Here is a 23,869-nt window from a genome sequence, read left to right on the forward strand (position 1 = left end):
AAGGGCAACCGTACCCGAGGCAGCGCCCGGCCCGGCCGGGACCGGTCGGTCCCGGCCGAAGTGGAACGCGTGGCCGGCCGGCTCGTCCGGTCAGTCCAGGTCGATGCGTTCGGTGCCGGAGGGGCCTTCGCCGCGGCCGTCGTCACGCGGATCGGACGGGTCGTCGGCGGCCTTCTCGGCGGGGGCGGGCTTGGCCGGGTCGGCGGCGGTGCGGGTCCAGCGGCTCTCCTGGCCCTCCACCGCCGAGCGGTAGGCGGCGAGCAGCTCGTTGCCGGCGGCGGCGAGGTGGTCGAAGACCTGCGGGTTGCGCTCGATGACCGGCTCCACGGCGGAGCGTGCCTGCCGGATGGCCTGCTGGACCGCGCCCTGGGCGGCGACGCCGAGCAGCGGCGACTGGAGCGAGGAGACCTTGTCGGCGACCGCGTCGACGAGCTTGCGCAGCTCCTCGGCGGCGGAGCCGGGCTGCGGGCCGTACTGGGCGCGGCGGCGGGCCTTCTCCTCCGCGAGGTCCTCGGCGCAGGCGTCGGCCCACGCGTCGCCGTCGACGGGACGATCGGTGGCTTCACTCATGGCGGACTCCTGCGACGCGGGATGGAGGCTGCCGGCGCCGGCCGGCCGGGCTCGAACTCGTACCACCGACGTTACCCGAATGGCCGTGGACCGTTCAGGAAGTACGGGTCACGGGGTGCGCGGCCAGAGCGCCGGGTCCGGGGTGAAGCGGACCCGCAGGACGCCGTCGGTCAGGGCCGCGCCGGAGACGGTGCAGCGGCGCAGGGCCGAGGCCACCTTGAGGATGCGGTGGAACGGGCCCACGGTCAGGAGCAGTTCCTCGCCGCGGCGGACCAGGCGCAGGTCCTGCTTCACCGCGCCGGGCAGCGGCAGGCACCAGGCCAGCACGGACGGGCCGCCCTCCTCGCCCGGCTCCTCCTCGATCCACCACGGGTCCTCCGCCCGGCCCGGCACGCGCTCGTCGGGCGCCGGGACGGCGAGCGCGGCCAGGTCGTCGGCGGAGCGCGGGTCGCGGCCCAGGTGCGCGGCCTCGTGGACCGGGACGTGCGGGGCCCACTCCTCGTGCCAGTGGCCCAGGCACTTCTCCTGCCGGGCGGCGAGATCGGCGAACCAGGGGTCGGAGGAGTGGCGCGGCAGGACCCGGTTGGCCACCAGCAGGTCGGCGCGGAGCCCGTACAGGGCGAGGCCGGTGCGGGCGGTGCGCAGGGCGTCCTCCGCGGCGGGCCCGGGCTCGGCGACCAGGCGGAGCGTGGTGGCGCCGTCCTCGACCAGGGCCTGGACGGCGGCCAGCTCCTCGTCCTTGCGGGCGGCGGCCTCGTACAGCCACTGCGCGGGCATCGGGACCCCGGCGAGCTGGGCGAGGACCGGGCGCAGGGCGCGGGCGGCCTGGCGTTCGGCGGGGAGCAGGCGGCGCAGGTAGCGGCGGAGCTGCTCGGGCAGGGCCAGCAGGGCGAGGGCCTGGTCGAGCGGCGGGAGGTCGACGACGAGGGTGTCGTAGCCGGCGGTGGACCAGTCGCCGGCGGCGGCCCGGTGCAGGGTGTGGAGGAGGGCGAGCTGCGGGGCGCCGGGAAGTTCGGTGAGCTCCTCGCCGTCCAGGCGGCCGGCGCCGAGCAGGTCCAGGACGCCGGATGCGCGCTCCTGGAGCTCGGTGAGTTCGGCGCGGAAGTGGGCGCCGGAGTCGATCCGGGCGTGGTCGAGGCGGTCGGTGACGGCGGTGGGCTCGGGGCCTGCGGGGATGCCGGGTATCGGCTCGGCGGAGACCAGCAGGGTGCGGTGGCCGGCGGCCGCGGCGGCCAGGGCGGTCGCCGCGGCGAGCGTGGTACGGCCCGCACCGCCGGGACCGGTGGCCAGGACCGTACGCATCGCTCTCAGCCCTGCGGGACGGACTCGACGCGCTTCTTCAGACCGGCGAGCGCGCGGTCGATGATGACCTTCTCGGCCTTGCGCTTGATCATGCCGAGCAGCGGGATCTTGACGTCCACGGCGAGCTTGTAGGTGACCTCGGTGCGCACGCCGCCGGCCATCGACGCGAGGGCGTACGTGCCGTCCAGCGAGCGCAGCATCTGGGACTTGACCAGGGTCCAGCTGACTTCCTTGTCGCCGAGCCAGGTGTATTGCAGGACGTGGTCGTCCTTGATGGCTCCGGCGTCCAGGACGAGGCGGACCTGCTCGGCGCGGCCCTGGTCGTTCACCGCCAGGACCTCGGCCTCCTTGACCTCGCCGGTCCACTCCGGGTAGCGGGCGAAGTCGGCGATCACCGCCATGACGTCGGCCGGTGCCGCCTCGATCGTGATGCTCGAGCTGGTGTGTTCAGCCATCGCCGTGGCCCTCCAGTGCGGTGTTACCGGTCGCGTTCGGCAGAAGCCTGCCGCTGTGCAGGCTATCGCGTGCCCGCCGCGCTCCGGTCCACGCCCCGGGCCCTTCCGGTCACCAGGTCAGCGCCCAGGGCGTGCCGGTGGAGGCGAAGTGGCCGACGTTGACGCACTCGGTGGTACCGATCCGCATCCGGCGGACCAACGGCTGGTGAACATGGCCGAAAAGCGCGTACCGGGGGCGGGTGGTGCGGATGGCCTCCAGCAGGGCGGTGGAGCCGCGTTCGAAGCGGCGGGCGACGGTGTCGTAGGTCAGCTCGGGGACCTCGGGCGGGATGTGCGAGCAGAGCACGTCGACCGGGCCGAGCGCCTCGACCTTGGCGGCGTACTCCTCGTCACTGATCTCGTACGGGGTGTTCATCGGGGTCTTGAGGCCGCCGCCGACGAAGCCGAAGACCCGGCCGCCGATCTCCACCCGCTCCCCGTCCAGCACGGTGGTGCCGGGGCGGGCGTACTCGGGCCACAGGTCGGGGACGTCGACGTTGCCGTAGGTGGCGTACGTCGGGGTGGGGAAGGCGGCGAAGAGTTCGGCGTACTGCGTGCGTACGGCGCCGATGATCTCGGTGAAGCGGTCGCGGCCCGCCCACAGCTCGCGGCCGAGGGCACGGGCCTCCTCGTAGCGGCGGGCGGTGCGCAGCTCGACGATGCGGGTGGCGTTCTCCTTGCCGAAGAGGGCGGGGAAGATGCCGCGCGAGTGGTCGGCGTAGTCGAGGAAAAGCACCAGGTCACCGAGGCAGATCAGGGCGTCGGCCCCCTCCCCCGCGCGGGCCAGGGCCTCCGCGTTGCCGTGCACGTCACTGACCACGTGGATCCGGGTGCGGGCCGCCGGCCCGTCCGCTTCGCTGCCTCGCATACGGATCACCCTAGGACGGCCGCCCGCGTGCGGGTAGATCCGGCCGGACCTGCGGATACTTTCGAGTCGTCGGGCCGGTGGACTAGTGTGCGCGAAAAGGGCCATTTACCTGTGTGATGCATAAGACATCTGGCCGGAACCCCCTATCGGGAACCCAGTACCGGTGGGTAACGTCCGGGCAGTCCAGTCGTGCTCACCCCACTGAGCACCGCCATTCTTGGACCGCAGCCGGTGCGTCACACAGAGCCGTGGCACCGGAGCCCGATGAGGAGCAGCAGTCTTGCGCGAGTTCAGCCTTCCGGCCCTGTACGAGGTCCCGACGGACGGCAATCTGACGGATCTGATCCGCCGCAACGCCGCTCAGCATCCCGAAGTGGCGGTGATGAGCCGCAAGGTGGCCGGTGCGTGGTCCGATGTCACCGCCACCGAGTTCCTGGCCGAGGTGCGCACCGCCGCCAAAGGGCTGATCGCCTCGGGCGTGCAGCCCGGCGACCGGGTCGCCCTGATGTCGCGCACCCGGTACGAGTGGGTGCTGCTGGACTTCGCGATCTGGAGCGCGGGCGGGGTGACCGTGCCGGTGTACGAGACCAGCTCCGCCGAGCAGGTGCAGTGGATCCTCAGCGACTCCGGCGCGGTGGCGGTGTTCGTGGAGAGCGACGCGCACGCGGCGGCGGTGGCCTCCGTGCGGGAGGGGCTGCCGGATCTCGCGCACGTCTGGCAGATCGAGGCGGGCGCGGTGAAGGCCCTGGGCGAGGCGGGCGCCGAGGTCTCGGACGAGACCATGGACCTGCGGATGGTCAGCGCCAAGGCCGACGACCCGGCGACCATCGTCTACACCTCCGGTACGACCGGCCGCCCCAAGGGCTGTGTGCTCACCCACCGCAGCTTCTTCGCGGAGTGCGGCAACGTGGTGGAGCGGCTGAAGCCGCTGTTCCGTACGGGCGAGTGCTCGGTGCTGCTGTTCCTGCCTGCGGCGCACGTCTTCGGCCGGATGGTCGAGGTGGCGTCGGTGATGGCCCCGATCCGGCTCGGCTGCGTCCCCGACATCAAGAACCTCACCGATGAGCTGGCCTCCTTCCGGCCGACGCTGATCCTCGGTGTGCCGCGCGTCTTCGAGAAGGTCTACAACGCGGCGCGCGCCAAGGCGCAGGCGGACGGCAAGGGCAAGATCTTCGACCGGGCCGCCGACACGGCGATCGCCTACAGCCGGGCGCTGTCCACTGCGCAGGGCCCCTCTCTCGGGCTGAAGCTCAAGCACAAGCTCTTCGACAAGCTGGTCTTCGGGAAGCTGCGCAACGTCCTGGGCGGCAAGGGCGAGTTCGCGATCTCCGGCGGCGCCCCGCTCGGTGAGCGCCTCGGCCACTTCTACCGGGGCATCGGCTTCACGGTCCTGGAGGGCTACGGCCTCACCGAGAGCTGCGCGGCGACCGCGTTCAACCCGTGGGACCGGCAGAAGATCGGCACGGTCGGCCAGCCGCTGCCCGGCTCGGTGGTCCGGATCGCGGACGACGGCGAGGTGCTGCTCCACGGCGAGCACCTGTTCACCGGGTACTGGAAGAACGAGGCGGCCTCCGCCGAGGCGCTGGCCGACGGCTGGTTCCACACCGGGGACATCGGCACGCTCGACGAGGACGGCTACCTCGCGATCACCGGCCGCAAGAAGGAGATCATCGTCACGGCGGGCGGCAAGAACGTCGCGCCGGCGGTGATCGAGGACCGCATCCGCGCCCACGCGCTGGTCGCCGAGTGCATGGTGGTCGGCGACGGCCGCCCGTTCGTCGGCGCGCTGGTCACCCTGGACGAGGACTTCCTGGGCCGCTGGGCCGAGGAGCACGGCAAGCCGGCCGGTTCGACGGCCCTGTCGCTGCGCGAGGACCCGGAGCTGCTGGCCGAGGTGCAGCGGGCGGTGGACGACGGCAACGCGGCGGTCTCCAAGGCCGAGTCCGTACGCAAGTTCCGGATCCTGCGGGCCCAGTTCACCGAGGAGGCGGGCCACATCACGCCGTCGCTGAAGCTGAAGCGGAACGTGGTGGCGAAGGACTTCGCGGACGAGGTGGAGTCGATCTACCGCGCCTGAGCGGTGTCACGCGTACGAAGGGGCCCGCGCTTTCCGAGAGCGCGGGCCCCTTCCGCGTACTCACGGCGGTGTCTTGCCCGTAGTCACAGCAGCGCCTTGAGCTTCTCCGCCAGCAGGTCCCAGCGCCACTTCTCCTCGACCCAGGCCCGCCCCCGCTCCCCCATCCGCTGCCGCAGCTCCGCGTCCCCGAGCAGCGTGACGATCCGGTCCGCCGACTCCTCGGCGCTACCGCCGCGCACCACCCACCCGGTCTCGCCGTCGAGCACCGCGTCCGGCGCGCCGCCCGAGTCGCCCGCCACCACCGGCAGCCCGGTCGCGGAGGCCTCCAGGTAGACGATCCCGAGCCCTTCGACGTCAAGCCCACGCCGCCGGGTCCGGCACGGCATGGCGAAGACGTCCCCGGCCCCGTAGTGCGCGGGCAGTTCCGCCCACGGCACCGGCCCGGTGAACCGCACCGAGTCCGCCACCCCGGTCTCCGCCGCGAGCCGCTCCAGCTCCTTGGCGTACGGGCCGCCGCCGACGATCAGCAGCACCGCGTCCGGGATCCGCGCCAGGATCGCGGGCATGGCCAGGATCAGCGTGTCCTGGCCCTTGCGCGGCACCAGGCGGGATACGCAGACGATCACCGGCCGGTCGGTCAGGCCGAGGCGGGCCCGGACCTGGTCGCCGCCGGAGGCCGGGTGGAAGGTCTTCTCATCGACGCCCGGGGGCAGTTGCACCATGCGGGCGGCCGCGTCCGGGGTGAGGGCGGCGGCGATCCGGGAGCGCGTGTACTCCCCCAGATAGGTGATCGTGTCCGTGCCTTCCCCGATCCTTCGCAGCAGCTGCCGGGAGGCGGGCAGCTGGGCCCAGCCGGCCTCGTGGCCGTGGGTGGTGGCCACCAGCCGCTTCGCGCCCGCGCGGCGCAGCGCCGGGGCCATCAGGCCGAGCGGCGCGGCGGCGCCGAACCAGACGGAGGTGCAGCCGTGTTCGCGCAGCAGGTCGGTGGCCCGCCGGGTGACGCGCGGGGTCGGCAGCAGCATCGTCGTCCGGTCGCGCACCACGGTGAACGGCTGCTCGGCGTCGAAGGCGGCGGTGGCCGCCGTACCCTCCTCGCCCCGTTTCCAGGTGGAGGCGTAGACGACGACCCGGTCGGGGTCCAGGCGGAGCGCCATGTTGTGCAGGAACGCCTGGATGCCACCGGGGCGGGGCGGGAAGTCGTTGGTCACGATCAAGGTCTTGTCCATCGCGGCTGACAGTACCGAACGGCCGCGCTTCACGGCCCACGCCCTCACCCCCCGGCATCATGGGCCGCCGGACAGGAGCCGGAGACGATCCAGGGCGGCGGCGATGACGGGGCGGACATCGGGATGACGGGCCAGGCATCCAGGGGCGCGGGGCTCCTGCCGTACGCGGCCTGGGCGCTGACCCGGGCGGCGCTGCTGCTCTGGGTGTTCGGGGTGCTCACCCCGGGCGGCCTCGATGTCACGGTGGACGTGTCGGTGATCTACCGGGGCTGGTACGAGACGCTGCTGACCGGCACGTATCCGCTGGACGACGTCACCTGGCAGTACCCGCCCGGCGCCGCCCTCGCGATCCTCTCCCCGGCCCTGCTGCCCTTCTGGGAGTACGCGAGCGCCTTCTACGTCCTCGTGCTGCTCTGCGACGCGCTGGTCTTCGGCCTGCTGCTGTACGCGGGGCGGCGCCCGGGGATAAGGGCGGCGGGCGTGTGGGTGTGGGTCGTGGGGGTGCCGTTGCTGGGGCCGACGGTGTACGCGCGTTACGACCTGATGGTGACGGCGGTCGCGGTGGCGGCGCTGCTGGCCGGGGTGCGCCACCCGAAGGTGCTGGGGATGCTGGCCGCGTTCGGGGCGCTGCTGAAGGTGTGGCCGGCGCTGGTGCTGATCGGGGTCCGGCGGGGGCGGCCGACCCGGGCGGCCTGGTCGGCGGCGGCGCTGACGGGGGCCGGTCTGGCGGTGGGGTTCGCGCTGTGGATGCCGGGGGCGTTCGCGTTCCTGGTGTTCCAGCGGGACCGGGGCCTGGAGATCGAGTCGCTGGGCGCGCTGTACTTCCACCTCGCGCGCCATGTCGGCTGGGAGGGCCGGGTGGAGCTGCACTACGGCTCGATGGAGTTCCTCGGCCCGCAGGTGGAGCTGGTCTCGACGCTCGCGCTGGGGCTGGCCGTGCTCGCGCTGGGCTGGCTGCTGGTGTGGCGGCTGCGGGCCCGGACGTTCGCCGCGCACACCCCGGCGCAGGCCGCGTTCACGGCGGTGCTGCTGTTCACCACGACGAGCCGGGTGATCAGCCCGCAGTACGTGGTCTGGCTGGTCGGACTCGCGGCCGTCTGCCTCGCGTTCCGGAACGGCGGAATGGTGCGGCCCGCCGTGCTGGTGCTGGCGGCGGCCGGAGTGACGGTGATGGAGTTCCCGGTTTACTTCGCCGAGGTGGTGGCGAGCGACGCGTGGGGCGTGGCGCTCCTCGCCGTGCGGAACGGGCTGCTGGTGGCGGCCTCGGTGATGGCCGCGCGGCGGCTGTGGCGGGAGACGGTGCCGGGGGCGGTGGCCGGCCTGTCTCCGGTCGGCGGGGATCAGCCGAGCCGGGTGCTCAGGTAGTCGCGCCAGTCGGCGGTGAACTGCTCCGGCGTCGTGGAGAGCACCGACCCCAGCGCCTGCTCCACCGCCCCGTCCCGCCCGGGATGGGCGCCCACCGCCGCGTAGAAGGCGGTGAGCCTCTCCTGGCCCCACCGCTCGGCGATGAGCTCGCAGGCCATCCAGGCGCTCTCGTAGGCCCGGGACAGCTCGGCCGGGTCGCCGTCGAAGCCGAAGTCCTGGTCGACGGGGAGTTCGGCGGGCAGGTCACCGGCCCGGACCGTGCCGGTCAGCTCGGGGGCGATGAGGTCGGGCGTGCGGTCCTCGCCCCGGTAGGCGGCCCAGTCGGCGAACCCTTCGGAGAGCCAGACCGGTGTGGCCGTGGAGGTGCTGGTCCGGGTGGCGACATGGACCGTCTCATGGGTCAGGACGACGCGCTGGCCGAAGCTGCCGAGCGTGGCGTACGCCTGCGGATTGACGATCACCCGGTCCGCGAGCGCCGGCCGCTCCCCGGTGGCGCCGGCCTCGCCGGTGGTGACGGCGGCGATGCCCCGGTAGCTGGTCTCCGGCGAGCCCAGCAGGTCCGCCATGGACTCCGTGGAGTCCGGGACGAGGACGACCACCCGGCGCGCCCAGGACCCCGGCCAGGCGTCGGAGACGGCCGGTACGGCGAGGTCCACGGTGTCCGCGACCTGGCGCAGCTCCTCCTGCGACCGCCCGACGCCCAGGACGAGGCTGTGGGCGCCCCGCACGACCTCCACCTCCCCTTGGTGCCAGAGCTGCTCGGAGGCGCCCTTGGCGGGCCGGTCGGCGCTGACGTACCACTTCTCGCCGTCGCGCATCAGCTCCAGGGTCCGGCGGGCGGCGACGGGCGCGGTGTCGTACCCGTCGATCCGGTAGCGCAGCTCCACCTCGGCGGTGGCCCAGTCGCCGTCCTCCTCGGTGATGCCCTTCACCTCGTACGACCAGGACTTCAGCGGTACGTCGGCGAGGTTGGCGAACTCGGTGCGCTGGACGGCCCGCAGCTTCACCGCGTCGGGGGCCAGCGCGTCGAGGTAGCCCGCCGGGTCCCTGGCCAGGACGGCGGCGGCCCGGCGCTCCAGGGTGGCGTCGATCTCGCGGACGGTGAGCGAGGTGTCGGCATCGGCCGGGGCCACACAGCCCGAGGCGGTCAGCAGAGCGGCGAGCACCAGGCCCGCCGCACGCCGAGGAGACCGGGGTCGTCCCCGTCGCGCACCACGTCCTCGTACGGCCATCCTGCCGATCGTACGGTCAGATCCGGGTGACCGAGGAGACCGGCATCATGCCGACGGGGTCGTAGCGGATCGCGGCGCCCGGGTACGGGGCGTGGATGACCTGGCCGTTGCCGACGTACATGCCGATGTGGCTGGCGTCGGCGCGGTAGGCGACCAGGTCGCCGGGCTGGGCCTGGGAGAGCGGGACCATGCGGCCGGCGTACCGCTGTGCCTGCGAGGTGCGCGGCAGGCTCACGCCGGCCTGGCTGTAGGCCCACTGCATGAGGCCGGAGCAGTCGAAGCCGGAGGGCCCGTTGGCGCCCCACACGTACGGCTTGCCGAGCGCCTGGCGTACGGCGGCGACTGCGGACATCCCGCGGGCCGAACCGGGCGTGACGCCGGAGAGGTCGGGGGCGGCGTCGCGGCCGGTGCGGGAGGCGCGGTCGAAGGCGGCGCGGTCCTGGGCCGGCAGCGAGTTCAGCAGCTGCCGGGCCTGGCGGAGCTTGGCCTCGACGGTCCGCTTGTGGCGGGTGACGGCGGCCCGGTCGCGCTCCAGCCCGGCCAGCGCGCGGCCGGCCTCGGCGCGGGTCTGGGCCACCTTGCGCTGGGCGTGCCGGAGCTTGTCCAGGGTCAGCGCCTGGCGCACCCCGGCCCGGTCGAGCGCGGCGGCCCGCTCCAGGTAGGTGTCCGGGTCGGAGGAGAGCAGCAGCGCGAGAGCCGGGTCGATCGAGCCGGTGCGGTATTGCGCGCCCGCCATCGCGCCGAGCGAGTTCCGCATCCGGTTGATGGCCTCCTGGCCGCGGGCGGTCGCGTCCTGGGCCCGGTCCGCCTCGCCGCGTAGCCGCTCCACCCGCTCCCCGGCCTCGTTGTAGAGCTCGGTGGCCTTCTCGGCCTCGCCGTAGAGCCGGTCGACGGCCGCCTTGGCGCTCGCGCGGGTGTCCTGGGGGTCGGCGCTCGCCGGGGCCCCGGTCAGGGTCGCGGCCGCGGTGGCGGCGGCCGCCGAGACGACCGTGACGCGGACGCCCCGATGGAGGCCGGACTGGGTGGGACGGCGATGGGACACCACAGGAAGCCGCACTTCCTTCCGCTGACGCAGTTGACGCAGGAACGCGCGGGTCCGTACCGGGAGCCGCGCAGCAGCCAGACAGTAATCGGACGACCACCGGGCGGCCAAAGACCCCGGCGGTGGCGGAAGAGGCGTCGAAACGGCGCTGCCCCGCCGGTGACCTCGGTCTCCGGGCGGGGCAGGGCGTCAGTGCGGGGTGGGGCGATTCCCTCGTTCGGGCGTCGCTCCGGGCGGGCGTGGCGTCAGTTCGGACGCGTCAGATGCGGACGCCGAACTGGAAGGTGCCCATGTAGTCCATGGACTCGTAGCGGACGACGGTGCCCGGCTTCGGGGAGTGCAGGATCTGGTTGTTGCCGGCGTAGAAGCCGACGTGCGACAGGCCGTTGAAGAAGACCAGGTCGCCGGGCCTGAGCTCGCTGCGGCCGATCTTCGTGCCGTCGTTCTGCTGGGTGTACGTGGTCCGGGAGATGCCGACACCGGCCTGGGCGAAGGCCCACTGGGTCAGCCCGGAGCAGTCGTAGGAGTTGGGGCCGGAGCCGCCGGAGACGTACGGCTTGCCGAGCTGGGTGGCGGCGGCGGAGAGGGCGGCGGCTCCGCGGCCCGACGCGGGAGCCTCGTTGCCGAGCTCGACGCGCTCACTGGTGGCGCGGCTGGCGCGGTCCTTCGCCGCCTCCTCCTCCTGGATCTTCGCCCGCTCGGCGGCGGTGAGGCTGTTGAGGAGGCGCTGCGCGTCGGCCAGCTTGCCCTGGTACTTCTTCTTGTTCTCGCCGAGCTGCTTGCGGACGTCGGCGAGGTCGCCGAGCTTGTCCTGGGCTTCCTTGCGCTGCTGGGCGAGGGTGCGCTGCTTGGCCTGGATCTTCTGCAGCGACTCCGTCTGCTTGACCGTCAGCTGGTCGAGCGCGGAGGCCTGGTCGAGGAAGCTGTCCGGGTCCGAGGCGAGGAAGAGGGCGACCGAGGGGTCGATGCCGCCGGAGCGGTACTGCGCGGTGGCGATCGAACCCAGCTCGCCGCGCAGGGTGTTGAGCTCGTCCTGGCCGCGGGCGACCTTGTCCTGGAGCGCGTCGACCTGCTTCTTCAGCTTGTCCTGCTGCTCCTTGGCCCCGTTGTACTTCTCGGTGGCGGCCTCGGCCTCGTGGTAGAGCTTGTCGACCTCCGCCTTGACCTCGTCCTTGGTCGGCTTGGGGTCGGCGTGGGCGGCCTGGGAGGTCAGGGCCACAGCCGCGGCGGCGGTCGCGGTGAGCACGGTCACACGGGCGCGGCTCGGCTGCTTGGGACGACGGTGGGACGCCACGAAGGCGAGCTCCTTCTTCCTCAGAGCCGCCTACCGGGCTGGGGGAAAGAATCCCCGGCTCCGTGCACTCACGGATTCGGCGGTTCCTTCGCCGCCACCCCCAATGGGTGATCAACCGTGCGAAGGTTCGAGGGCTAAACCTAGTGACCATCTTGTGATCAGTTCAAATCCTCACAGGATTTTTCTTGTCACATCAGGCACTTTTTTACTCTCACTCCACCACGTGTAGCGGCGACTTGACGGTACGTTCCCAAAAATCCGGCATGCCACACATGTCGCACAACTGTACCTAGACGCGCGAAAGCCGCTTGAGGAGCAACACGGACGCGACGGGCCGGGCACCGGCTTTGGCCACCCCGTCCGCCACCTCGCGGTCGGTGGAGACCACCACCACGGGCCGTCCCGGCGGTTCCGCGCGGGCCAGTTGACGGATCAGCTCGTCCGCCGTGACCCCCGCCTTGCTGAACAGCACCCGCACTCCGCGCGGCGGCGCGAGCAGCACCGGTGCGGCCAGCTCGGCGCCGTCGAAGACACAGGTCATCTCGGCGCCGGTCTGCGCGGCGAGCACCGAGAGGCCGCCCAGCAGCCGCAACCGCTGCTTCTCCAGCGGCATCTGGGGGTAGCCGGTCTTGGTGACGTTGTAGCCGTCCACGATGAGGTGGGCCTGCGGGAGCGCCAGCAGCTGGTCGAGCAGGGCCGGGTCGGTGTCCGAAAGCGCCCTGGCGGCGATGTCCTTGGGCGACATCCGGCCGGGCTCGACCGCGTCCACGCTGTCGGCCGGGCGGGACGTCACCGGGGGCAGGGCCAGCTCGCGGCGGAGCCCCGACGCCGCGTCCAGCACGGTGTCCAGGAGCAGCCGCAGCCGCATGTCCTCCACCGAACGGCCCTCGCGGGAGGCCCTGCGGCCCGCCTCCAGGGCCGCCTCGGCCTCGCCGAGCCGGTGCTTGAGCCGGCGCGACTCGCTCTCGGCGGCGGAGAGCTGGGCGGCCGCCTCGGCCCGCTGCACCTCCGCCTCTGCGGTGGAGCGGCGCAGGGCGGCCTCGCCGCGCTTGACCTCGCTCTGCGCGGAGCGGAGCTTGCGGTGGAGCGACTCGGACTCCTTGCGGGCCGCGTCCAGCTCGGCGCGCAGCCGCTCGGTCTCGCTGCGGGTGTGGGCGCGCGCCCGCTCCAGTTCCTCGCGCAGCTGGAGCAGTTCGCGCCGGGCCTCCTCCTCCACCCGCTCCGCGTCGGCCCGCTGGACCTCCTCGCCGGCCGCCTCGACCAGCTTGACCCAGCCGACGGGGCGCAGCACGTAGGCGGCGGCGGCCACATCGACGGGGTCGGCGGCGGCGGGCGGCGAACCCGCCTCCAGCGCACCGGCCAGCTCCGGCTGGGCCTGGCTCAGCCGCTCACCGATGCGCTGGCGGAAGAGCGGGTCGCTCTCCAGCGCGGCGGCCATCGCGTTCCCGGCGAACTTGGCCCGCCGGGTCGGGGTGAACCGGGCGTACTGCCGCAACTGGGCGGGCAGTTCGGCGATGGTCAGACCGCCGAAGGCGTCCGCGACCAGGGCGACGACCCGCCGCCGTACGCCTTCGGGCAGCGGGCGGTCGAGCGCCTCGGCACCGTCGTCGGCCGCATCGGCCGATTCGGCGCCACTGGTCGGCTGATCCACCGTCCGTCACCCCATAGATCTGTCTGTCGGCGCGCTCCCTCAGGAGGCGGCACCCGGCCTGTCCACCAGTTCGATCTGGTCCACCGCGTTGCACCAACGACAGCGGACCGACTCGATGGTCTCACTGACCACCTCCCGCTCCTCGACACTGGACTCACCGGCCAGGTCGAGGTGCACGTACTCCACGACCTTGGAGGACCGCGTCACGTCGAAGCGCGTGAGATTGCCGCACAGGGTGCAGCGCCAGCGGGTCCCGTCGGTCGGCAGGGGAACCGTCGTCATCGTTGCGTCCTCTTTCGTCGTCTCCGACAGCGCGCGCAGGGCGTGCCGCCGTGTCGCTTCCTGTCCTACGTCAAGGATCTCGCGGTGCGCCGTCGAACTGCGGAAGTCCTGGCGTAACCCTACGGCCTCGCGTATAGGCATCGGCACGGCGAGGCGCTCCGTCCCGTTCTCCGCTGGTACGTCATGCTCTGTACATGATCGACGTACGGCGGTTCGACTGGCGGGCCTCGGCCGGGAAGGTCCGGGACAGCGCGGCGGGCGGGACGGTGGGCGGGGCGCCGGTGACGTACGGGCTGATCGCCCTGTGCTGCGCGATCTTCGTGATCAGCCCGCTCTCCGGCTTCGGCGGCGCCTCCTACGGCAGCCAGGACGCGCTGCTCGCCGCGCAGGCCGGGTACTTCGAGCGGTGGGGCGTGATCCCGGCCGAGCTGTGGGAGGGCTCGGCACGCGTGCTGGCCACGCCGTTCACCGCGCTGTTCGTGCACGGCAGCTGGCTGCACCTGCTGGGCAACCTGCTCTTCCTCTACGTGTTCGGGGCGATGGCCGAGGAGCGCATGGGCCACGTGCACTTCGCCCTCTTCTACGTGGGGTGCGGCTACCTGGCGCTGGTCTGCTACGCGGCGGCGCACGCGGACTCGGAGCAGACGCTGGTCGGGGCGTCGGGCGCGATCTCGGCGGTGCTCGGCGCGTTCCTTTACCTGTTCCCGAAGGCCCGGGTGACCAGCCTGTTCCCGTTCCTCTTCTTCCTGCCGCTGCGCTTTCCGGCCTGGATCGTGCTGGTCTTCTGGTTCGGGCTCCAGTGGGCGGCGGCGCAGGCGGCGGACGCGGGGCCGGGGGTGGCGTATCTGGCGCATGTGGCGGGGTTCGCGGCGGGGTTCCTGTACGCCTGGGGACGCTATCGGGGACGCACTAGAGTGAAGGTTCCAGCCACGGCGACCGAGGGAGACAGACAGCCGTGATCACCGCGATCGTGCTCATCAAGACCAGCGTGGACCGGATTCCGGAGATCGCCGAGGCCATCGCCGCGCTGGACAGTGTCAGCGAGGTCTTCTCCGTCACCGGCACCTACGACCTGATCGCCATGGTCCGGGTGGCCCGCCACGACGACCTCGCCGACGTCATCCCCGGCCGGATCAGCAAGATCCCGGGCGTCGAGGGCACGGACACGCATGTGGCGTTCCGTACGTACTCCCAGCACGACCTGGAAGCGGCGTTCGCCATCGGCCTGGACGCGTAACCTCCGACATACCTCGGCCGGGAACAGGCAGCGCGCCTGTTCCCGGCCGACGTGCTGTGCAGGCCTCAGACCTGGGCGGCCGTGCCCCGGTCCGGGACGCAGCGGCCGTCCTCGGTGCGGTACTTCCACTGGGCGCCCTCGCGGACCAGCTCGGTGACCGCGCGCAGGAACCGCTCGATGTGCTCGTCCGGCGTACCGGCGCCGAAGCTGACCCGGATCGCGTTGAGCAAGCGCTCGCCCGGCTCGGCCTCCGGGGCGCCGCACTCCCCCGGGTCCTGCGGGTCGCTGCCGAGGAGGGTGCGGACCAGCGGGTGGGCGCAGAAGAGGCCGTCGCGGACGCCGATGCCGTACTCGGCGGAGAGGGCGGCGGCGAAGTGCGAGCTGTTCCAGCCGCGCACCACGAAGGAGATGACGCCGACGCGGGGCGCGTCGTCGCCGAAGAGCGAGAGCACCTGGACCTCGGGGACCTCGGCGAGGCCCTCGCGTACCCGGCGCACCAGCTCCTGCTCCCGGGCGACCAGGGTGTCGAAGCCGGCCTCGGTCAGGGCCTTGCAGGCGGAGGCGATGGAGTAGACGCCGATCACGTTGGGCGAACCGGCCTCGTGGCGGGCGGCCGTGGTGTGCCAGTCGACGTCCACGCCGCCGTCGGCGCGCCGGGCGACCTTGCGGGAGGCACCGCCACCGGCGAGGTACGGCTCGGCCGCCTGGAGCCAGTCGGCGCGGCCCGCGAGGACCCCTGAGCCGAAGGGCGCGTACAGCTTGTGGCCGGAGAACGCGACCCAGTCGACGTCCAGTTCCGCGATGTCCACCGGGTGGTGCGGGGCCAGCTGGGCGGCGTCGAGGACGATGCGGGCGCCGTGCGCGTGGGCGGCGGCGGCCAGTTCCTTCACCGGCCACAGCTCACCGGTCACGTTGGAGGCGCCGGTGACGCAGACGAGGGCCGGGCCGTAGGGGTCGCGGTCGGCGAGCGCCCGCTCCAGCGCCTGGACCGCCTGGCCCGGCGTACGGGGCGCGTTGAGGTAGGTGACCCGGGCGTCGCGCCAGGGCAGCAGGGAGGCGTGGTGCTCGGTCTCGTACACGAAGACCTGGCAGTCCGCCGGGAGCGCGGCGGCCAGCAGGTTGAGGGAGTCGGTGGTGGAGCGGGTGAAGACGACCTGGTCCTCCGCGCGGCAGCCGAGGAACTCCGCGACCGTGCGGCGGCTGCTCTCGAAGAGGTCGGTGGAGAGCTGCGAGAGGTATCCGGCCCCGCGGTGGACACTGCCGTAGTACGGGGCGTACGCGGCCACGTCGTCCCAGACCCGCTGGAGGGCCGGGGCGCTGGCGGCGTAGTCGAGTGCGGCGTAGGTGACCTCACCGCCGGTGACGAGCGGAACGGTGACATCCTGCCCCAGAACGGGCAGCGGGGCACAAACCGACGGGTCGATGGCAGCGGTGGAGACAGACATGGCGAACTCCCGTAACAGGCAGGCGAAATCCGGCGTCGGCGGGTACGCGGCAACGCAGGAGGGGAAGGGGGAAAGGCGCGCTGAAGAAGGGCGGTCAGCTCAGGGCGTGAAGAAGCCCTGGGACGAGCCCTAACGCATTCGCTTGCTCACAGAAGGCTCCCTAGGGACCAGGACCCCGGGGGCTGACGTCCACTGGACGCCGAGGGGCCCGCGCTTGCCGCAGACCTCGCTGCCTACGGCCTGGTCTTCACCCGGGGCACCCCGCCACGGACGGAGGGTTGCCGGACAGCGGGCCGGGGCCGTAGTCGCTGTCACTCATGACCTGCGCAGCATCTTGCCATATGTATGCGCACGCGCAAGGGCGCAGTCCGGCATCCGGACTGCGCCCTTGGCCGGTTTCAGGCGTTGCTGGCCGCCACCCACCGCTCCAGCGCGTGCTTCGCCGCACCGGAGTCGACGGCTTCGGCGGCCACCTGGATCTTCGCCGCGATCTGCTCGGTCAGCGTGCCGGTGCCCGGGTCGAGCGCGACCAGCGCCGCCGCCGAGTTGAGCAGCACCGCCTCCCGTACCGCGCCGGTCCCGCCATCCAGCAGGCGGCGGGCCACATCGGCGTTGTACGAGGCGTCGGCGCCGCGCAGCGCCTCGACGGGGACCAGCGGGAGGCCGACGTCCCGCGGGTCGAAGGGCTCCTCGCGGACCGTGCCGTCGCGGACCACCCAGACCCGCGAGGTGGCGGTGGTGGTCAGCTCGTCGAGTCCGTCGTCGCCCCGGAAGACGAGCGCCGAGTTGCCCCGCTCCGCGAGCACGCCCGCGACGATGGGCGCCATCCTGGCGTCGGCCACCCCGATGGCCTGGGAGCGCACCTGGGCCGGGTTGGTGAGCGGGCCCAGGATGTTGAACGTGGTCTGCGCGCCGAGCTCCCGGCGGGCCTTGGCCGCGTACCGCAGGGCCGGGTGGAACTTCACGGCGAAGCAGAAGGTGATGCCCGCCGCCTCTGCGACCTCGACCACCCGCTGCGGGGTCAGCTCCAGGTTGACGCCGAGCTTCTCCAGTACGTCGGAGGAGCCGCTCGCCGACGAGGCGGCCCGGTTGCCGTGCTTGACGACCTTGGCGCCGGTCCCGGCGATGACGATCGCGGACATGGTGGAGATGTTGACCGTCTTGGCGAGGTCGCCGCCGGTGCCGACGATGTCGACGGTGCGGCCGGGCACGTGGATGGTGTTGGCGTGCGCGTACATCGCGCGCACCAGGCCGGTGACCTCCTCCACGGTCTCGCCCTTGGCCCGCAGAGCGACCGCGAAGCCGGCGATCTGCGCGTCGGTCGCCTCGCCGCTCATGATGCGGTCCATCGCCCAGGCGGTCTCCTCGGTGGAGAGGTTCTCGCCGCGGAGCAGGGGGTTCAGCAGGCCGGGCCAGGAACGGTCCGCCACGCTGTCGCCGCCGCTCGGGGTCACAACGTTCATGGTCCGCTCCAGGGGGTCCACAGCCGGGAAAGATACGGCTCCACCCTATCCAGCCGCCGGGACCGCGAAGAGCCCCGTCCATCGGATGGACGGGGCTCTCACGGTGGCGATCAGGTCAGGAGATCAGTGGTGGCCGTGGCCCGAGGTGATCTCCTTGTACTCCTCCGCGGTGGGCTTGACGATCTGGTTGTTCTCGCCGTAGTAGCCCTTGCTGAGCTTGGCTCGCACCTTCTGGACCGGGGAGATCTTGCGCTTGACGCCGTTCTCGTCGACCTCGGGGCCGAGCTCGACCGGCTTGTACTGCTCGTGCGCGGTAAGCGTGTGCAGCTGACCGGGCGAGAGCGGCTCGTGGATCTCCACGAACTCACCGTGCGGCAGGCGCTTGATGATGCCGGTCTCACGACCGTGCAGCACCTTCTCCTTGTCACGGCGCTGGAGGCCGAGGCAGATCCGCTTCGTGACGATGAACGCGATGACCGGTCCGGCGAAGAAGAAGATCCGGACGAACCAGGAGATGGCGTTCAGCGACAGGTGGAAGTGCGTGGCCCACAGGTCGTTACCACCGCCGACGAGGCCGATGAAGTACGCCGTGATCCAGGCGACACCGAGCGCCGTACGGGTGGGGGCGTTGCGCGGGCGGTCCAGGATGTGGTGCTCGCGCTTGTCCCCGGTGATCCAGGACTCGATGAACGGGTACACCGCGGGCAGCGAGAGCACCAGGCCGAAGAGGACCAGCGGGATGAACACGCCCAGGTTGAGCGTGTGACCCCAGAACACGATCTCCCAGCCCGGCATGACGCGGACCAGACCCTCGGCGAAGCCCATGTACCAGTCGGGCTGGGCGCCGGTGGACACCTGGTCCGGGCGGTACGGGCCGAGCGCCCAGATCGGGTTGATCGTGGCGATGGCCGAGATGATCGCGATGATGCCGAAGACCAGGAAGAAGAACCCTCCGGCCTTCGCCATGTACACCGGCAGCAGGGGCATGCCCACGACGTTCTTGTTGGTCCGGCCGGGACCCGCGAACTGCGTGTGCTTGTGGTAGAAGACCAGGATCAGGTGGGCCACCAGCAGTCCGAGCATGATGCCCGGCAGCAGCAGGATGTGGATCGAGTAGAACCGGGCCACGAAGTCGTGGCCGGGGAACTCGCCGCCGAACAGGAACATCGAGATGTACGTACCGACGATCGGCACGGACAGGATCGCGCCCTGGGTGAAGCGGACACCCGTACCGGAGAGCAGGTCGTCCGGGAGGGAGTAGCCGGTGAAGCCGGTGAACATGCCCAGCACGAAGAGCAGGAAGCCGAAGACCCAGTTGACCTCACGCGGCTTGCGGAAGGCACCGGTGAAGAAGACACGGCACATGTGCACGAACATGGCGGCCAGGAAGATCAGCGCGCCCCAGTGGTGGATCTGCCGGACGAGCAGACCACCGCGGACCTCGAAGCTGATCTTCAGCGTGGAGGCGTAGGCCTCCGACATCCGGATGCCCTGCATGGGCTCGTACGGACCGTGGTAGACGATCTCGTTCATGCTCGGCTGGAAGAACAGCGTCAGATACACACCCGTGAGGATGATGATGATGAAGCTGTAGAGCGCGACCTCGCCGAGCATGAAGGACCAGTGGTCCGGGAAGATCTTGCGCATGTTGGCCTTGGCCAGGCCGTAGATGCCGAGCCGGCCGTCCGCCCAGTCGGCGACCCGCTCGCCCGCGGGTGCCTTGCGCTGTCCCGCCTGGTCGGCGGGCTCGTTGGTTGCTGCAGTACTCATCCGCGCTCCCAGAAGGAAGGGCCGACGGGCTCGTCGAAGTCACCGAGCGCCTCGAGGTTGCCCTCGCTGTTCACGCCGATCCGCAGCTGCGGGAGCGCGTGGCCGGCCGGACCGAAGATGACGCGGGCGCCGTCGGAGAGGTCGAAGGTGGACTGGTGGCACGGGCAGAGCACGTGGTGTGTCTGCTGCTCGTACAGGCTGATCGGGCAGCCGACGTGGGTGCAGATCTTGGAGAAGGCCACGATGCCCTCGTGGGCCCAGTCACGCTGGCGCTTGTCCTTGATGTCGTCCGGCTCGATGCGGACGATCATCAGGGCGGCCTTGGCGATCTGCGACAGGAAGTCGTGCGCGTCTTCCTCGAGCCCCTCGGGCTTGGCGAAGGTCAGCGACCCCACGGCCACGTGCTCGGGACGCAGCGGCTCACCCGTGTTCATGTTGACGAGCAGCTTGCCCTTGGCCCACATCGTGGTCCGGAGCTTCTTCTCCGGGAGCGGACCGAGGTCGCGCAGCAGCACCACACCGGAGAGCGGCACCAGGGCCAGCGCGCCGAACATGGTGGTGCGGATCAGCTTGCGACGGCCGATCGCGGACTCCTCGGCACCGGCCTTGAAGTCCGCCAGGACCTGGGCCTTGACCTCGGCCGGCGCCTCGATCGGGTGCCGTTCGGCGGCGACCTCGACGTCGGACATCAGGGTGCGCGCCCAGTGGACGGCGCCCGCTCCGATGAAGAAGAGCGCGAAGCCGAGCGTCAGTCCCAGGGAGAAGTTGAGCGCGCTCACATGGCCGAAGGGCCAGATGAAGACGATCTTGTCCACCGGGAAGATGACGTAGGAGGCGATGAAGCCCACCGTCGACAGCATCGAGAGGACGAACATGAACGCGACGGCCCGCTCCGAGCGGTTCGCCGCGCGTTCGTCGAGGTCCTGGATGCGCGGCTTGTGGGCCGGCAGCCCCGGGTCGGCGAACGGGTCGTCCGTACCCTCCACCGCGCCGTGCGCGGTCTCCTGCACTACGGGCAGGTTGTCTTCTGGAATCTGTTGGCTACTCATGACTTCTTGGCCTTAGCGGTGTGGGCCGCGACCCAGACGGCGGTTGCGATGAGAGCGCCGAGCCCGAAGATCCAGGCGAACAGACCTTCGCTGACCGGACCCAGACCGCCGAGGGAGAGGCCACCGGGGCTCGCCGTCTCCGAACCGTTCACGGTCTGGATGTACGCGATGATGTCCTTCTTCTCCTGCTCCGGCATCGTCGTGTCCGGGAAGGAGGGCATGCTCTGCGGGCCGGTCTGCATGGCCTCGTAGATGTGCTTCGGGCTCACGCCTTCGAGGTCCGGGGCGTACTTGCCCTTGGTCAGGGCGCCGCCCTTGCCCGTGAAGTTGTGGCACTGGGCGCAGTTGTTGCGGAACAGTTCGCCACCCTTGGCGACGTCCGCGCCGGCCGGGTCGACCTGCTTGTCGGTCGGCGTGATCGGACCGGCGCCGAGCGACGCGACGTACGCCGCGAGCTGGTCGATCTCCGCCTGGGTGTAGATGACCTTCTTCTTCGGTACCTGGGCGCCCGGCTGCTGCGCGGGCATACGGCCCGTACCGACCTGGAAGTCGACGGCGGCGGAGCCCACGCCCACGAGGGACGGCCCGTCGGTGGTGCCCTGACCGCCGGTTCCGTGGCAGCTGGCGCAGCCTACGGTGTAGAGCTTCTTGCCCTCGTCGATGGCGAGGGACTGGGCGGTTTCTTCGGCCTGCGCCTTACCCGCAGGCGCGAACGCGGCGTACAGCCCCCCGGTAGCCGCCAGCGCGAGGAGTAGTACGACGACCGCCGCCAGCGGATGGCGTCGTCGTGCGGAGAGCTTTTTCACGGATTACCCCGGTGTCAGGATCTTCTGCGTCGATGGTGGGTGGGTGCGAGCCCGGTTACTTGATCATGTAGATCGTTGCGAAGAGGCCGATCCACACCACGTCGACGAAGTGCCAGTAGTAGGACACGACGATGGCTGCGGTGGCCTGGTCATGGGTGAACCTCTTGGCCGCGTACGTCCTGCCGAGAACCAGCAGGAAGGCGATGAGACCGCCCGTCACGTGCAGACCGTGGAAGCCGGTGGTCAGGTAGAACACCGAGCCGTACGGGTCGGACGAGAGGGAGAGCCCCGCCTCCTTGACCAGCTCCACGTACTCCAGGACCTGGCCGCCGACGAAGATCGAGCCCATCACGAACGTCACGATGAACCAGGTGCGGAGCTTCTTCACGTCGCCCCGCTCGGCGGCGAAGACGCCGAGCTGGCAGGTGAGTGAGGAGAGCACCAGGATCGTGGTGTTCGTGGCCGAGAACGGGAAGTTCAGATGCCCGGCCATCTCCTTCCAGTAATCGGGTCCCATCACCGATCGAAGGGTGAAGTACATCGCGAAGAGGGCCGCGAAGAACATCAGCTCGGACGCCAACCAGATGATGGTTCCGACGCTGGTGAGGTTCGGCCGATTGACCGACGGGTGCGCGTGCCCGGTTTCTACTGTCGTTGCTGTCGCCACGACCGACATTATGTCGGTCGCTTATCCCGCCCTCACTCCGGGGGGTGCCGTTCGGTGTGTCAGTCCCGTGTGTCCTGCCCGAACGGCCCATCGAATCGGTGTCCTTACCGGTGCTGACGGCCGGTCGACCGGAGTACGATCCGCGCATCGGTTCATGCCCCGAGAGCCCCGAAGACACAGATGTCACGGAGGAACAATGCAGGCGACCGCCACGGTCCTGGTCTACAGCGACGACGCCAACATCCGCGAGCAGGTGAAGCTGGCAGCGGGTCGGAGGCCTGCCGCCGACGTGCCACCGGTGAAGTTCCTGGAGTGCGCGACGCTTCCGGCCGTCCTGGCGGCGCTGGACGGCGGCGGGGTCGACGTCTGCGTCCTGGACGGCGAGACGGCTCCGATCGGCGGCATGGGCGTCTGCCGTCAGATCAAGGACGAGATCTTCCACTGCCCCCCGGTCCTCCTGCTGATCGGCCGTCCGCAGGACGCCTGGCTGGCCACCTGGAGCCGTGCCGAGGCCGCTGTGACGCTGCCGGTGGACCCGGTGGAGTTCGCCGACGCGCTGGCGGCCCTGCTGCGCGCGCGGCTCGCCGTGGAGGCCTGAGAGGGCCCTGTGACCCCGTGAGGAGCGCCCCGCCGTGCGGGGCGCTCCTGGTGTGTCCGGTCAGACATGCGGGCGCAGACGGGCGGCCTGGAGCGTCTGCGGGCTGTCCGGCACCCCTTCGTTGAGGGCGCTGCCCTTCTGCCACTTCTCCCAGGAGAGGTTCCACTCGCCGAACCCGTTGTCGAATGGGGTCATGGTCTCCCCGGCGCTCCCGACGACCTTCACGATGTCGCCCTGGCGCACGGTGTCGAAGAACCACTCGGCGTTGCTCGTGCTCATGCCGGTGCAGCCGTGGCTGACGTTGGCGCTGCCCTGCGAGCCGACGGACCACGGCGCGGCGTGGACGTACTCACCGCTCCAGGTCACCCGGGTGGCCCAGTAGACCGGCAGGTCGTACGACTCCGAGGAGCCGGCCGCGATGCCGATGGACTCCCCGCGCATCCGTACGAACTGCTCCTTGGCGAGGACCACCTTGACGCCGTTGCGGGTGGAGAAGCCGGGTTTGCCGGTGGTGACCGGGATGGTGTTGATCACTTCTCCGTTGCGCAGGACCGTCATGGTGTGGGTCGAGGCGTCCGTGAGGGCCTCGACACGGTCGCCGGTGGTGATCTTCAGGGGTTTGGCCTCGGCCCCGTGGAGGGCGTTGGCCACCTTGATGCCGGTGAGGTTGGAGCGGACCTCGATGGTGGCGTTGGCGGGCCAGAACTCCCGGGGCCGGTAGTGGAGCTTCTTGTCGTCGACCCAGTACCAGGAACCGGTGGAGGCCGGGGTGGAGCGGACCTTCAGGGCGCGCTCCACGGTGGCCCTGGAGGCCTTGTCGGTGACCGGAGCGCTGAGTTCCGCGGTGATGGGCTGGCCGACGCCGTAGGTGCCCGCCTCCGGGCCGAAGGCGACCTTCAGCAGCTTCTTGGGCGAGGAGGTGTCGAAGGAGAGCGTACGGGTGCCGGGAGCGCCGTCGCCGTTCTCGGTGGAGACCCTGACGGTGTATCCGGTGCCGGCGGCCAGCGGGGCCGTGGAGCGCCAGCGCCTGCCGTCGGCGGAGAGCTCGCCGGCGAGGTGGCGGCCGCCGGTGTCGACAGCGCTGACGTCGGTGATCCGGCCGTCGTCGCCCTTGACGGTGACTTCGAGCGGCTTGTCGGGGTCGGCCTTCTCGTTCTTGGAGGGGCCGTTGAAGGAGACCTGGTCCCCGGCGTCGTACGGCTTCGTCGACAGCGGGTGTCCGTCGGGCTCACCACAGGCGGTCGCACCCGCGCCAAGGGTCACGACCAGCAGAGTGCAGCTCACTACGGTGCGGATGCGCGGCGTGTGGTTCATGTCATCACGCTAAGAAGATTCATCCGATCCAGCGCGTTCAATGACGCCGAACGAGCGAGGGGCCCGCGTCGCTTCCTTGCGACGCGGGCCCCTCGTGGGGTAGTGCGGTGTCACCCT

The 23,869-nt window shown here is 71.2% G+C and carries 22 protein-coding genes and 1 riboswitch; of the genes, 5 read left to right on the top strand and 17 right to left on the bottom strand.

The window, feature by feature from the left end:
• Positions 1–90: 90 nt before the first annotated feature.
• The 4 genes from ACIRR8_RS28980 to ACIRR8_RS28995 form a co-directional block, all read right to left on the bottom strand.
• Positions 91–570, bottom strand: a complete 480-nt coding sequence (locus tag ACIRR8_RS28980) for a DUF5304 domain-containing protein (RefSeq protein ID WP_404070309.1) — start codon at positions 568–570, stop codon at positions 91–93.
• Between the two features lie 108 nt (positions 571–678).
• Entirely contained in the window at positions 679–1,872 is a 1,194-nt protein-coding gene (locus ACIRR8_RS28985; RefSeq protein ID WP_404070311.1) for an ArsA family ATPase, read from the bottom strand.
• A gap of 5 nt (positions 1,873–1,877) precedes the next feature.
• Entirely contained in the window at positions 1,878–2,327 is a 450-nt protein-coding gene (locus ACIRR8_RS28990; RefSeq protein WP_404070313.1) for an SRPBCC family protein, read from the bottom strand.
• 109 nt (positions 2,328–2,436) lie between these two features.
• Positions 2,437–3,234, bottom strand: coding sequence for a metallophosphoesterase (locus ACIRR8_RS28995; RefSeq protein ID WP_404070315.1), 798 nt, complete (start codon positions 3,232–3,234; stop codon positions 2,437–2,439).
• Between the two features lie 280 nt (positions 3,235–3,514).
• Between ACIRR8_RS28995 and ACIRR8_RS29000 the strand changes: the two genes are divergently transcribed.
• Positions 3,515–5,311, top strand: a complete 1,797-nt coding sequence (locus ACIRR8_RS29000; RefSeq protein ID WP_404070317.1) for an AMP-dependent synthetase/ligase — start codon at positions 3,515–3,517, stop codon at positions 5,309–5,311.
• Positions 5,312–5,394: 83 nt separating this feature from the next.
• Here the strand turns inward: ACIRR8_RS29000 and ACIRR8_RS29005 are convergent, their stop codons facing one another.
• Positions 5,395–6,537, bottom strand: a complete 1,143-nt coding sequence (locus ACIRR8_RS29005) for a glycosyltransferase family 4 protein (protein WP_404070319.1) — start codon at positions 6,535–6,537, stop codon at positions 5,395–5,397.
• Between the two features lie 123 nt (positions 6,538–6,660).
• Between ACIRR8_RS29005 and ACIRR8_RS29010 the strand changes: the two genes are divergently transcribed.
• The gene (locus ACIRR8_RS29010; protein ID WP_404070321.1) at positions 6,661–7,902 is read left to right on the top strand and encodes a glycosyltransferase 87 family protein; all 1,242 of its coding nucleotides are present in this window, start codon (positions 6,661–6,663) and stop codon (positions 7,900–7,902) included.
• On the opposite strand, the gene ACIRR8_RS29015 is transcribed toward ACIRR8_RS29010, so the two are convergent.
• From ACIRR8_RS29015 to ACIRR8_RS29035, 5 genes are all read right to left on the bottom strand, one after another.
• On the bottom strand, positions 7,878–9,134 hold the full coding sequence (locus ACIRR8_RS29015; RefSeq protein WP_404070323.1) for a hypothetical protein: 1,257 nt from the start codon (positions 9,132–9,134) through the stop codon (positions 7,878–7,880). The two genes, ACIRR8_RS29010 and ACIRR8_RS29015, sit on opposite strands and share 25 nt — an antisense overlap.
• Positions 9,135–9,150: 16 nt before the next feature.
• On the bottom strand, positions 9,151–10,179 hold the full coding sequence (locus tag ACIRR8_RS29020; RefSeq protein WP_404070325.1) for an NlpC/P60 family protein: 1,029 nt from the start codon (positions 10,177–10,179) through the stop codon (positions 9,151–9,153).
• A gap of 256 nt (positions 10,180–10,435) precedes the next feature.
• Positions 10,436–11,470, bottom strand: coding sequence for an NlpC/P60 family protein (locus ACIRR8_RS29025; RefSeq protein WP_404070327.1), 1,035 nt, complete (start codon positions 11,468–11,470; stop codon positions 10,436–10,438).
• Positions 11,471–11,759: 289 nt separating this feature from the next.
• Positions 11,760–13,121, bottom strand: coding sequence for an NYN domain-containing protein (locus tag ACIRR8_RS29030; protein WP_404070329.1), 1,362 nt, complete (start codon positions 13,119–13,121; stop codon positions 11,760–11,762).
• Positions 13,122–13,160: 39 nt separating this feature from the next.
• Positions 13,161–13,403, bottom strand: a complete 243-nt coding sequence (locus ACIRR8_RS29035) for a hypothetical protein (RefSeq protein ID WP_015608051.1) — start codon at positions 13,401–13,403, stop codon at positions 13,161–13,163.
• Between the two features lie 194 nt (positions 13,404–13,597).
• On the opposite strand from ACIRR8_RS29035, the gene ACIRR8_RS29040 reads away from it, so the two are divergent.
• Together ACIRR8_RS29040 and ACIRR8_RS29045 are read left to right on the top strand one after the other, a co-directional pair.
• Positions 13,598–14,362 carry a rhomboid family intramembrane serine protease gene (locus ACIRR8_RS29040; RefSeq protein WP_404070331.1) on the top strand — a complete coding sequence of 255 codons (765 nt, stop codon included), beginning with the start codon at positions 13,598–13,600 and terminating at the stop codon, positions 14,360–14,362.
• Positions 14,359–14,640, top strand: coding sequence for an Lrp/AsnC family transcriptional regulator (locus ACIRR8_RS29045; protein WP_003969641.1), 282 nt, complete (start codon positions 14,359–14,361; stop codon positions 14,638–14,640). Before ACIRR8_RS29040 ends, ACIRR8_RS29045 begins: the two co-directional genes overlap by 4 nt.
• Before the next feature lie 65 nt (positions 14,641–14,705).
• On the opposite strand, the gene ACIRR8_RS29050 is transcribed toward ACIRR8_RS29045, so the two are convergent.
• From ACIRR8_RS29050 to ACIRR8_RS29075, 6 genes are all read right to left on the bottom strand, one after another.
• On the bottom strand, positions 14,706–16,085 hold the full coding sequence (locus ACIRR8_RS29050; RefSeq protein WP_404070333.1) for an aminotransferase class V-fold PLP-dependent enzyme: 1,380 nt from the start codon (positions 16,083–16,085) through the stop codon (positions 14,706–14,708).
• Between the two features lie 205 nt (positions 16,086–16,290).
• Positions 16,291–16,408: riboswitch (SAM riboswitch) on the bottom strand.
• 75 nt (positions 16,409–16,483) lie between these two features.
• Positions 16,484–17,548, bottom strand: a complete 1,065-nt coding sequence (gene trpD, locus ACIRR8_RS29055) for an anthranilate phosphoribosyltransferase (RefSeq protein WP_404070335.1) — start codon at positions 17,546–17,548, stop codon at positions 16,484–16,486.
• 123 nt (positions 17,549–17,671) lie between these two features.
• A complete protein-coding gene (locus tag ACIRR8_RS29060; protein WP_404070337.1) occupies positions 17,672–19,318 on the bottom strand; it encodes a cytochrome bc complex cytochrome b subunit in 1,647 nt (548 codons plus the stop codon).
• Positions 19,315–20,367: a Rieske 2Fe-2S domain-containing protein gene (locus ACIRR8_RS29065; RefSeq protein WP_404070340.1), complete on the bottom strand. Its 1,053-nt coding sequence runs from the start codon at positions 20,365–20,367 to the stop codon at positions 19,315–19,317. Before ACIRR8_RS29065 ends, ACIRR8_RS29060 begins: the two co-directional genes overlap by 4 nt.
• On the bottom strand, positions 20,364–21,173 hold the full coding sequence (locus ACIRR8_RS29070) for a c-type cytochrome (protein WP_404070342.1): 810 nt from the start codon (positions 21,171–21,173) through the stop codon (positions 20,364–20,366). The genes ACIRR8_RS29065 and ACIRR8_RS29070 overlap by 4 nt, the downstream gene beginning before the upstream one ends.
• Positions 21,174–21,228: 55 nt before the next feature.
• On the bottom strand, positions 21,229–21,849 hold the full coding sequence (locus ACIRR8_RS29075; protein WP_026241469.1) for a heme-copper oxidase subunit III: 621 nt from the start codon (positions 21,847–21,849) through the stop codon (positions 21,229–21,231).
• A gap of 187 nt (positions 21,850–22,036) precedes the next feature.
• On the opposite strand from ACIRR8_RS29075, the gene ACIRR8_RS29080 reads away from it, so the two are divergent.
• The gene (locus ACIRR8_RS29080) at positions 22,037–22,438 is read left to right on the top strand and encodes a hypothetical protein (protein WP_326706264.1); all 402 of its coding nucleotides are present in this window, start codon (positions 22,037–22,039) and stop codon (positions 22,436–22,438) included.
• Positions 22,439–22,498: 60 nt separating this feature from the next.
• Here ACIRR8_RS29080 and ACIRR8_RS29085 read toward each other — a convergent pair whose 3' ends face one another.
• Complete coding sequence (locus tag ACIRR8_RS29085) at positions 22,499–23,752, bottom strand: Ig-like domain-containing protein (RefSeq protein ID WP_404070345.1); 1,254 nt, start codon at positions 23,750–23,752, stop codon at positions 22,499–22,501.
• Positions 23,753–23,869: the final 117 nt, after the last annotated feature.

This window comes from Streptomyces sp. NPDC101178 (assembly GCF_044767965.1).
In the GTDB taxonomy this organism is placed as follows: Bacteria; Actinomycetota; Actinomycetes; order Streptomycetales; family Streptomycetaceae; genus Streptomyces.